This is a genomic window from Nostoc sp. (genome assembly GCF_036916985.1).
GTDB lineage: Bacteria > Cyanobacteriota > Cyanobacteriia > Cyanobacteriales > Nostocaceae > Nostoc.
The window spans coordinates 1-11,061 of the sequence record NZ_JBALFD010000074.1; the positions used below are offsets into that span (position 1 = coordinate 1).

General features: G+C 38.5%; 7 protein-coding genes. 4 read left to right on the forward strand and 3 right to left on the reverse strand.

Annotated elements, in window-relative coordinates; all coding sequences use genetic code 11:
• The 3 genes from V7L07_RS24140 to V7L07_RS24150 form a co-directional block, all read left to right on the forward strand.
• A partial coding sequence (locus tag V7L07_RS24140; protein WP_335061370.1) for an AAA domain-containing protein occupies positions 1–3,371 on the forward strand: 3,371 nt, incomplete at its 5' end.
• Between the two features lie 57 nt (positions 3,372–3,428).
• Positions 3,429–5,330, forward strand: a complete 1,902-nt coding sequence (locus V7L07_RS24145) for a trypsin-like peptidase domain-containing protein (RefSeq protein ID WP_335061371.1) — start codon at positions 3,429–3,431, stop codon at positions 5,328–5,330.
• A 20-nt stretch (positions 5,331–5,350) separates the two neighbouring features.
• On the forward strand, positions 5,351–6,451 hold the full coding sequence (locus tag V7L07_RS24150) for a hypothetical protein (RefSeq protein WP_335061372.1): 1,101 nt from the start codon (positions 5,351–5,353) through the stop codon (positions 6,449–6,451).
• A 128-nt stretch (positions 6,452–6,579) separates the two neighbouring features.
• Here V7L07_RS24150 and cysH read toward each other — a convergent pair whose 3' ends face one another.
• Positions 6,580–7,305, reverse strand: a complete 726-nt coding sequence (gene cysH, locus V7L07_RS24155) for a phosphoadenosine phosphosulfate reductase (protein ID WP_335061373.1) — start codon at positions 7,303–7,305, stop codon at positions 6,580–6,582.
• A gap of 637 nt (positions 7,306–7,942) precedes the next feature.
• Positions 7,943–9,532: a DHA2 family efflux MFS transporter permease subunit gene (locus tag V7L07_RS24160; RefSeq protein ID WP_335061374.1), complete on the reverse strand. Its 1,590-nt coding sequence runs from the start codon at positions 9,530–9,532 to the stop codon at positions 7,943–7,945.
• Positions 9,533–9,830: 298 nt separating this feature from the next.
• Between V7L07_RS24160 and V7L07_RS24165 the strand changes: the two genes are divergently transcribed.
• Positions 9,831–10,463 (forward strand): TetR/AcrR family transcriptional regulator, encoded by a 633-nt coding sequence (locus V7L07_RS24165; RefSeq protein ID WP_335061375.1) that lies wholly within the window; start codon positions 9,831–9,833, stop codon positions 10,461–10,463.
• A 110-nt stretch (positions 10,464–10,573) separates the two neighbouring features.
• On the opposite strand, the gene patD is transcribed toward V7L07_RS24165, so the two are convergent.
• Positions 10,574–10,927, reverse strand: a complete 354-nt coding sequence (gene patD / locus V7L07_RS24170) for a heterocyst frequency control protein PatD (protein ID WP_335061376.1) — start codon at positions 10,925–10,927, stop codon at positions 10,574–10,576.
• Positions 10,928–11,061 lie beyond the last annotated feature (134 nt).

Genomic DNA, 11,061 nt, shown 5'->3' on the forward strand with positions numbered 1-11,061 from the left:
TCGATTCATCGGTTAAAACTGCTGAAATGCTTGCTATGTATACATTTTATCAGTTTTACGCTCCGGTTTTTTCTGAGTTTGTGAGAAATCCGGGTAAAACTATCACAGATAAAGAACTGGATACAATCAATCCTGAATTGATATATCAGATATGTAATGCTGATTCTAGCCAGCAAGTAGTAATTGAAGCTGCAAAAGCAGGGCTTAGTTTTGTAGTCCAGGGGCCTCCAGGGACAGGAAAAAGCCAAACGATTGCCAATATAATTACTGAACTGATAGGCAAAAACAAAACAGTTCTGCTAGTCGCAGAAAAGGAGACTGCCTTAGATGCTGTATACAAGACACTACGAGATTCTGAGCCTAGCCTTGAAGACTTATGTTTAAAACTACACCATAAAGGTACAACTACCAAGGATTTGGTAAAAGAATTAAATCAAACTAAAAGTCATTTGTCACAAATAAATGAAAGTGAGTCACAACAGGGAAAGCGAGATATATTTTTTCAACAATTGCGTGATTGTCGGCAAAGCCTCAATAGCTACACTGCAAGTTTACATTATAAACACCAGCCAATAAACAAATCTATTTTTGAACTTTATGGTGAATTACTCAAACTGGAAAGAGAGTTAGATACAACACTTGAATTTAATACTTATAATCTTGAAGATTGGTCAGAACAAAGATTATTATTGCAAGCTAAAAATTTACTGAATGACCTCGGACAATTTGAGCCATTTTTTCGAGGAATACAGAAAACTGTATGGTCAAGTAGTCCCATAAGGAGATGGAATTCTGATGTTAGTAGGGACTTACGTCAGAATATTGACAACTTGCAACAAGGAATTAAACTTGCCACAATAACTACTACTCGTTTGCGGCAGTTATTAAATATAGAACCTGCTAACACTTTATTAGCTTTAGACAAGCTTCAGCCAGCGATAGCTTATCTTATTGAAGTACCTCCACGTTTTCCAAAGAATTGGTTGCGAGGAACAATATTAAATACTTTGCAAGGAAATTTTGATGAACTTAAAGATGATATTGGTCAACTTCAACGTATAGGCTCAGATTTTAGTAATAAATACATCAATGAGTTTTTAAGCTGGAATTTACCAGAACTGAGGAAATTTAAGCAACGCTTTCAGAATTATAGAGGATTTTTTCGTCGGCTAAGATGTGGTTACTGGCATACTCGTAGAAGCCTTGTTAGCCTCCAAAAAGTAAAAAATCGAGTCACTGACCAAGAATTAATTAAAGATATTGATAATGCAATTCAGCAACGTGAAGTTTGGAATAAATTGAAAGACATAACACATCAATATCATCGAGCGTTTGGTTCATTCTTTGAAGCACAAATGCCAGACTTAGATGCTATTGAGCAAGCATTAAATTGGTTGAAAGGTCTACAAAGTTATTCACTGCCTTCAAAGGAAGTTGCAGTAGTTATTTCTTCATCCGAAAATTTGCAAGAAATTAGGACTTTATTAACAAATTTAGAGACTTCACGAAACTTGATAACGGAAGGCTTTAAATTCCTCAAACAACATTTTCACCAGGAACCAATGACAAAACCTGATGAATTGGAAAGAAAATCTTTATATGAAGTAGAAAATTTCCTTAATAAAGCCCAACAAGAGCTAGTTTTGTTTCAACAATGCTTAGACTGCAAACAGCTAGTAGAGAAACTAGAAGATATTGGAGCTAAAGATTTTTTGTTAAAACTAAGAGAGTCTAATATTCAACCAGATTTTTGGTTTTTAATTTTGCAAAAAGGCATTTATAAGGAATGGTTGCGATATATCTTAGATAATACTGAATTGCGGAATTTTAACCAAAAAAGGCATGAGCAGAAATTAGAGGAATTTTCTCAGCTTGATAATGAACAGTATCAAGTAGCAATACAGCGTTTGAGACAACTCCATGCTGAATGCTGGAAAATGTGGTCTGTACAACCAGAAGCCAGGAACCAAATACAATTACTCGAACAACAAAACACATTAAAAAAAGGGCATAAAAAAATCCGTCAATTCATCAAAGAGGCTTCTAAACTTGTGACTACCTTAAAACCTTTTTGGCTAATGAGTCCACTTGCTGTTAGTCAATACATAGAACCGGAAGCTGTAGAGTTCGATGTAGTAATTTTCGATGAAGCTTCCCAAGTTTGTACTGAAGATGCAGTACCTTCCATTATGCGAGCAAAGCAGGTAATAGTCGTTGGTGACAGTAAGCAACTACCGCCAACTTATTTCTTTAAAAGTAATGCTTCAGGTGGTGAAGATGAGGAGCAAGAAATATATGACAGCTTGCTCGATGAATCTTCAATATTCCTAGATAAAATTTGGCTGAAGTGGCACTATCGCAGTAAACACGAGAGTTTAATTGCCTTCTCAAATCAAAATTTTTATGATTCAGAACTTTTGACTTTTCCAAATCCAGCAAAAAATCCTAATCTAGGCGTTCATTTTGAGTACGTTCCAGATGGAATCTACACCCCCGGTGATAGTGGACAATATAATATCCGCGAAGCACAAACAGTAGTAGAACTGACAATACAGCATTGTCTGGAACATTGTCGCGAACATCAGGATCTTTCTGAACTTTCTTTAGGAATTATTACGTTAAATGAATCTCAAGCAGAAACGATTCGAGACAAACTACAGCAACTCAGTTCAAAATATTCAGACATACAAGAATTTTGTCAAGAAGATTCGCGTAATTTCTTTATCAAACCATTAGAAAGAGTTCAAGGAGACCAGCGAGAAGTAATTATTTTTAGCTTTGGGTTTGGGTTTTATGAAAATAAAGACGATCTAAATCACAACTTTGGGCCTCTAAGTAAATCAGGAGGAAGGCGGCGGCTAAATGTGGCAATAACTCGCGCTAAAACTAAGTTTGTGTTAGTAGCTTCCATTAAAGCAGAAGATTTTAAGCCTAAAAAACCAAACGAAGAGATAACACTGTTGAAAAAGTATTTTGCCTATGCCGAAAATGGTGGTGAAAAATTAGAAACGCACTTTGATAATAATTTTTCTGAATCTGATTTTCTTTTTGAAGAGGATGTATATCAAGCTCTAACACAGCAAGGATACAGGGTGAAAAAACGGGTAGGTCGTTCAGCCTATCCCATAGACCTAGCAATAATAGATGATCGACGGCAAGAAACAGAAGAGTTTTTGTTGGGTATTGTTTGTGATGGGACTATTTATCATAAATATCCTACCGCACGGGAGCGCGATCGCCTCCGCCACGAAATTCTGAAAAGCTTGGGTTGGAACATTTACAGAATTTGGTCTAGTGAGTGGTATAGGGATAGAAACACTCAGATCAAGCTACTAGTAGAACACATAAAAAATTTGCTGAATCAGGAATAGACAAAGGTGCTAGTGTAGTCTTTCAAGATGACATTGGCAGCATCCTGTAATTTTTGTATGCAATTAACAGAACTTGAAGAATTATTAACAAATATTCAAAAACTGCAATCGATAATGATTGCAGTTGCTACTAATTCCCAAGAGTATCGAATTCAGGATAAAGAAGACGAGTACACTGAACTTTATCAAGAAATAACATCACAAATAGAAGACCTTCAATACCAAGGATTTTCTATACAAAATCCAAACAATTTTCACTCACTATGGGACTGGTATAGGCACTGGAAATCTAAGTTAAGTAAATCTGCTTTTCGGGGAGGTTATATTCATAACCTTTATCAAAATTTCTGCAATCAAATTGATATTGCTTTATGCAAAAATTATGTCAAATTTACCTCACAAGAAGTCTTAAATAATGAGTTAGAACCAATACAAATTGAGGAATTAAAAGCCAAAATAGAAAAACTACAAGAAATCATGATAGAGGTAGCTACTGAAAGTAATACTATTTCTTTAATTCAGTATAATGATGAAAATTACAGAAAGCTATATCAAGAAGTTTGGTTTAAAATAGAGATTTTTAGAGAAACAGGAATATCAGTCTCAAACACCAATCAGTTTCGCTCACTTTGGCAATGGTACAGTTTCTATTCAGAGCAGATAGAGAATACAAAGACTGCACGACGTGAATATATTTATAATCTTTATGTAAATGTTGTCAAACCGATAGAAAAAGCATTAAGACAATACCGATCTAACCCAAGTTATTCTATACAAGAATTTATTCAACTTTTGAAGGATAGATTTCATCAGTCCACTTATATCCAGGTTAATACAGATTCTATAATCCTAACCCCAATTTTAAGCAAAAACGTGCAAACATCTAATCTAAAATTAGATGAGAGATTTCAGCAACAAACATCAGAACCTATAGCTGATTCATTTTCTGTCCCAGCTACTCAATCTTTTGAAAATTCGTTATTTACAACTGAAAACTATAGTTTAATTCTGACAAATGAGAACGTCATGAAGCCGGAAATATTTTTAGAGCAAAATGATGTTGTATGTTTAGAGTATAGTCTAGAAAAATTCTTTGCTACGAAGTTTGATAATGTAAGTAGTTGGAGAAGCGTATTTAGCTCATCAGGTGTTGAAGATTCGTTTATTAGACCTCTAATTTTTATTAACAATCCTGTAGAATTCAGCAACAGAGTAGTAGCAAAATTTAAAGATTATAAAGTCTCTAATCAGCGAATAGATCATCACCCAATGGTGAAATTGTTACAGTATCTACTAAATCGAAAAGAAAGTTATGAGTTTGAAGACCAAGATATAGAATTATTCACTAAATTAGCTGAACGAGGTCAGGAAAATCTCAACGCTTTAAAGGCTTGTAACACTGTTTGCAGAATCGAATCACCCAAAGGAGTGGGTATTGGGACAGGAGTATTGATAGGTAAAAATTTATTACTAACCTGCAATCACATTTTTAGCAAAACTCAAGTTAGACAAGCTTGGGTACGTTTTAACTACAATGCTGACAGCCGTAAGTTAGAAAATGATTTATTTGAACTAGATATGGCTTTTATCAGCTATCATAATCGCCCTGACTACGCTTTAGTCAAAATCAAAAATAATCCTCAACAACAAAAAGCTATTTTTATTAATGAAACATCTATATTAGATAGCGGTCAAGATGTTCGTATTATCCATCATCCACAAGGAAACCCGGTGATAATTTCCGACTTTGGACAAATTACACAAGTAGGAGAAGATTACATTGACCATAATGTGAAAACTGATGATGGTTCCTCTGGCGCACCAATTTTTAATCGCCAATGGGAATTGATTGCAATTCATCAAGGAAATCCCGGTATAGGACGTTTTGTGACTCCAGGTTCAACGGGAGGTATTCCCATTCGTGCTATTTGGAATCAGATTTCACCGCATTTAGGCTGATGTAGCAGAGGAATAATTTCATGAGCTTTTTCCAGAGTTTATCTGAAACTTTCAGCCGTGAGGCTCCAAAATATAAAACACTTTCTCTACCGAAGCATCGAGTTGATGTAGACTATGATGAAAAACCCATTATTGCAGGTGAAGCCTATTGTCGTATCTGGCTAGTGGAGATGCGCTTGGCTAAAGATGTAGAATGGTTCAAGCAAAGATATCCGGTAGTTCATGCTGCTGTCCGCTTCAATCACGGTGGGAAATCCGTAATAATTCCTTATCTAGCTGCACCTGGGCAATTAGAAAAATCAATAGCAGATAATTTGGATAAAGTCATTCAATGTAACTATCCTCTCACATCTTTATTTCCCTTCAATGATGGATTAGTCGAGTTACAAGCAGGCTTATTTAGCATAGCTAATAATGACTCTATCGGTAAATTTATTAAGACGATGGGCAGATTTTCTGAATTGCTACCTGTGCCGGAACTTTCAAGTGTTATAAAGCTAGCAGAACCAATATATCGGGGTATTGAAGATTTACTCGATATTGGTGAGCGTCGCTTAGAACTAGGCTACCAGCAAACATTTTCTGAAGCTAATGGAGGTGGTAGCAATTCCTTGAAAGCAGGTTATTTTGCCGCAATTTTGGCGCAGGATAACAAGATAAACAGCGATAACCTTTGTATTGTCAATGATAGTCTTTGTTTTGGTTCACCTGGTACAACGAAAACTTTTAAACATGATGGCAAACCCCTAGAAGGCTACAGCTATATGCTGTTTCGTATAGAAAAGCGCAAACAGCAAGATTGGGAGTCATTAGAAACTATAAAAGAGCTAGTTACTCAAGCTCAAAATGCTATTTATTCAGGAGAATATGACAAAGTAAAGAAATTTATTTTACCTGCTATTGAAATAGCTATTCTTCAAAGTCCTGATGTAGCTAAAGCTGACCGACGCAATATGATCTTAAAAATTGGACAGGAATTGAAGGAACTTGGTTTGCAATCTACAAAAGTGCAAAAGCGATCGCTTTATTCAATTATGCAGCGACCTTTGCCACATATTGATGCAGTGAGAGAAGCTGAATTAGCTTCTCTAGAGCAACTTTTCCAGCAAAATGGTCAATAGACTAGCCTCTAAATTTGTTGTGTAACACTGTTATCTAACCGCAGAGGCGCAGAGTAAGCAGAGAAGGGGAGAGTTGGGGGAAATATCTTCTTTTCTTATATTCCCCACTCCCTAATCCCCACTCATGTTTAAATATGGATTCCGCATTCTGTTTTATCACTTCCGCGCCAGCGTCCGGCGCGTTCGTCTTCGCCTTCGCCTACTTTGGTGGTAATGGGTTGGTCGCCGATGCTGGGATAACCTTGGTCGTGGAGGGGGTTATAGATTACTCCATGTTCAGCCACATAAACCCAACTATCTTGACGTGTCCAGGTAGCGATAGGATTTACTTTCAGCCGACCTTTACCGTCGAATTCAAATATGGGCATATTCGCACGGGTTACTGCTTGGTCGCGGCGGCGTCCGGTAATCCAAGCGACGCTGTTGAGTTCGTCTAGACCCCGTAGTAGTGGTTCAATTTTTGTAATGTGGTGGAATTTGGCAATATCCTTGTCCCAGAGTTTGTCGCCGTATTTGGCTTCAAAGGCTTCGCGGGTGTCTACATCTGGAGTTTTGAAAGTTTGCAAATCCAGGTTGTAGATTTGTATGGCTTTGTCTACCAATTCTAGGCTTTCAGGGAAGTGGTGCAAGGTGTCGAGAAAGATTACAGGAACGGGATGTTTCAGTTCACTGTAAAGAATATGGGTAATTATCATGTCATCCACGTTAAAGGCGCTTGTTTGCACCAGTCCCGTTGGGATATTTTCTATAGACCATGCCAGTATTTCTTTAGGTGTGGCAGTTTCAAATTGCTCGTTTAATTTGTCTAAGTCAAAAGCGATCGCTTGGTTTCTAGATGCCGTGGATGCTGTCATGATAATCTTCTATTCAAATATTTCTACCTTGATTAAGATCGATCTTACCCCATTAAGACGCGTATTCCGCTCGGATATAAGGTAATTATTTTGTGTGGAAATTACTACATTTTGAGAATGGGGAATAAAGCAGAAGAACTATCAGTCTGTCAATAAATAGATAAATTCCTTGTAGAGACGGCGATTTATCGCGTCTATCTAACTATTGATTTTTGCCCAATGCCCAGTAAAAATTATTACATAAGCATAAATGAAATATTTACTAAGAAACGTTAAGGTAATTTAAGTTTTACAATGCTTTTATAGATATTTATACTGATTTTGATATGGTTAAGGAACTATTAATAAAAGGGATTTTACTTAAATGAACAACGCAAAATTCAGCAATCCATTAGGCCAGTCTATAATTATGGGCGCTTTAATGATGTTAACCAGCGTTGGGGTTATTACAATCATGAACTTTTTCTAAGAACAAGATTTCTCATTTTAGAAATAAGACTTTACATAGTCCCGCTCAAAACTGAGGGGGACTTTTACTTTTTTCATCCAGATCAATCCATGTGTATTAACTTTCTGCTCTGACTTTCAGCGTTTTTACGTAGTTTTGCAATCAAAGAATTTCCAATAGGGATGCGGCTTAGTGACCAACTGGCGCTTTCACTCCTGCACCGCCTTTACCCAGGAATAACAATAGGGGTAATGAGCAAAGGAATCCTATGCCTACGACTCGAAAGCAATCTGCGTAAGACAAAACAGCAGCTTGAGTATCTACCGTTTGACTTAATAAAGCGAGTGCTTGTTGTTGCGCTGTTGCCGCATCTATGCCTTGGCCTTGAAGTGCCCCATTGAGCAAGTCGAGACGTTGACTGGTTTCTGGGTCATAAGGGCTAAGTTTTCCTAACAGGATATCTCGATGAAAAGACTGTCTGCGGTCAAGCAGAGTAGTAAGTAGAGCAATGCCGATACTGCCACCTAATTGTCGAGTCAGGTTGTAGAAACCAGAACCAGCAGAAATATCTTTTTTGGGTAGCGGGCCTAAAACTGCCAAACTCAAAGGGAGAAACATAAATACGGTAAAAGCTCCGCGCCATACCAATGGCCAAAATAAATCGTCTGTCCCGCTTTGTGGGGTAATTGCTGCCAACTGAAACATGACTCCAGATGAGCCGACAGCGCCGATCGCAATTAAAAATCGGGCATCAACGATACTAGTCAGTTTGCCTAATAAAACCATACCGATCGCAGATGCTAAAGCTCCAGGTGCTAACAATAGTCCTGTTTGTGTTGCCGTAAATTGCAGCACGCTTTGAGCAAATATCGGTACAGCAAAGAGTGCGCCATAAAGCCCCATACCTACCACTGCCGAGAGAACGCTTCCCGCAGCTAAAGAACGGTGACGTAAAACTCTCAAATCCACAGCCGGGTGATCTGTTTTCAGTTCTCGCCAAATAAACAACCCCAAGCCGATAATAGCGAGAATAGTCAGAGAGACGATGAAACTAGAGGAAAACCAGTCGTCTGTTTCCCCTTCTTCTAATACAGTTTGTATGCTACCCACAGCCACGATTAAAAACCCAATTCCCCACCAATCAACAGCTTGGTTTTGGGTATCGTTCTTGTCTTTATTCTTTGGCAAAAACGCCAAAGACATCAGGACTGCAACGATCCCAAAGGGAATGTTAACAAAGAAAATCCAGCGCCAGCCTAAACCATCTACTAAAAATCCTCCTAAGGTTGGGCCAATTGCTGGGCCAGCAATCACACCCACGCCAAAAACAGCTTGAGCCAAACCTTGTTCAGCTGGGGGAAAAGTCTCGAATAAAATCGCCTGGGCTTTCGCGAGCAATCCACCACCGCATAAACCTTGGAGAATTCGAGCCGCGATCAACATTGGTAGATTGAAGGACAACCCACATAAAATAGAGGAAATCGTAAAACCAATCAGCGAGAAGATAAAGTAGGTTTTACGCCCAAAGTAATCTCCCAACCATGCAGATAAGGGAATTAAGACGACGTTAGCGATCCCATATCCACTAACTACCCAACCCACTTCACTGACAGTTGCACCCAAAGTTGCTTGGATATCAGTTAGAGCTACGTTGACAATACTAGTATCAATTACTTCTAGTATTGCACCAAGAGAAGCCGTAAATGCGATCGCCCACTTCAATGGCCCGTGGACATAACCAAATTGGTCAATACTAGAACCTTTAATGTTGGTAGCCATTATTTAGCACAAATAATATTTGGGAAATGTCAAACCATGCCTTGGTTAGCCTACGCTGACACCAAAGCTAAAATTAAATTTTGTATACATACGCTACGGTAGCGTATCATATAAAAATGGTCAAGGGAGTTCTTCCTGAAAAGCGGCAGAAATACCTATGCTAAAGATGGATGGTCATTGCTGCTGTTTTCGTGCATAACAATTGGGTTATCAGGCTTATTTGTTTCCCAGAAGCTATGTTCTATGCCCAACAGTGGAGTAAGTGGCCAAAAAGATATTGCTTGGGGATGATATTTTTATGAGTAAGCAAATTAATAGCACCTCTGGACGCCCACGCAGCATCCACGCTGATCAGGCTATTCTGCAAGCGACCTTAGACTTGCTTGCAGAGGTAGGGTATGAAAGTATGAGTATAGAAGCGATCGCTTCTCGTGCTGGAGTTGGTAAAACAACCATCTATCGGCGTTACACTTCCAAAGAAGAATTAGTTGCAGACGCGATCGAAAGTCTCAGAGATGATGTAGCGATCCCCGATACTGGCAGCTTTTGGGGAGACATGGATATCTTGATTAATAATGCCGCCAAAAAAATAGATAGTCCCCTTGGTCGTCAGACACTTGCACTAATTGTTAGTACAGCGTCTAGCAATCCTCAATTTGCCGAGGTCTATTGGACAAAATATACAAAACTTCGACGTGAAGCCTTTTCTGAAATACTTGAGCGTGCCAAGTCTAGAGGCGAAATTCACAAGAATGCAGACGTAGACTTAATTATTGATCTTGTAAGCGGTTCACTATATTATGCACTGATATTCAAACCCACAACCGAGCCAGTAGAAGCATACATGCGCCGCACTATGAATCTTCTTATAAAGGGAGTAGGCAAACATGAGGGAGGAAGGGGAGATGAGGAAGCAGGGAAAGAATTCTAAATCTCAGTACCCAATCCCCAGTCCCTAGTCCCATCTTGTTAGCAAAATAACTTTCCACTATAGGTCATAAATGAGATGATGGAAAAATTAGAGAAAAAGGTAAACAATTGTTATTTTTCTCCTTCCGCTTCTGGTTGCAGAATAGCATCACAGTATTGAATGAGGGTTGTCAAGCGATCGCTAATCGTTTGAAGTCTCGTTTGTGCAGTCGATGCTTGCCGCGCTCCTTGCAAAAACATCACATCTATTGCCAACAGGCGCAATTGCTTGCTCATCTCCGTTTGATAAGACTGCACTCGCCAGTTTTCATCAGCCAAAGGCACAATTTGTTCCCCAAAAAACTGCTGCAACGAGGCTATACGCTGCCGCAGTTCTGGCGCAACGATTTGGGTATTTGTGGCATCAGAGCGTAATTGCTCTAACAAAGTTACGAGTGCCAGATATTTCTCACGGTTTAAAGACATCCAGTGCTAGTTAAGATAGTATTAATGTCAAGTAATTTTTCTTCTACAATAAACTTCTCTTTTAGACTTATCACCATTAAAAGCCTCAAATCATGGTTTGAGGCTTTGTTTGCCATCAATAGCTGTTCTTTTTT

Coding starts and splice junctions, on each gene's coding strand:
- cysH (WP_335061373.1), bottom strand. CDS start 7,305: ATGACAGCATCCACGGCATCTAGAAACCAAGCGATCGCTTTTGACTTA.
- V7L07_RS24165 (WP_335061375.1), top strand. CDS start 9,831: ATGAGTAAGCAAATTAATAGCACCTCTGGACGCCCACGCAGCATCCAC.
- V7L07_RS24145 (WP_335061371.1), top strand. CDS start 3,429: ATGCAATTAACAGAACTTGAAGAATTATTAACAAATATTCAAAAACTG.
- V7L07_RS24160 (WP_335061374.1), bottom strand. CDS start 9,532: ATGGCTACCAACATTAAAGGTTCTAGTATTGACCAATTTGGTTATGTC.
- patD (WP_335061376.1), bottom strand. CDS start 10,927: ATGTCTTTAAACCGTGAGAAATATCTGGCACTCGTAACTTTGTTAGAG.
- V7L07_RS24150 (WP_335061372.1), top strand. CDS start 5,351: ATGAGCTTTTTCCAGAGTTTATCTGAAACTTTCAGCCGTGAGGCTCCA.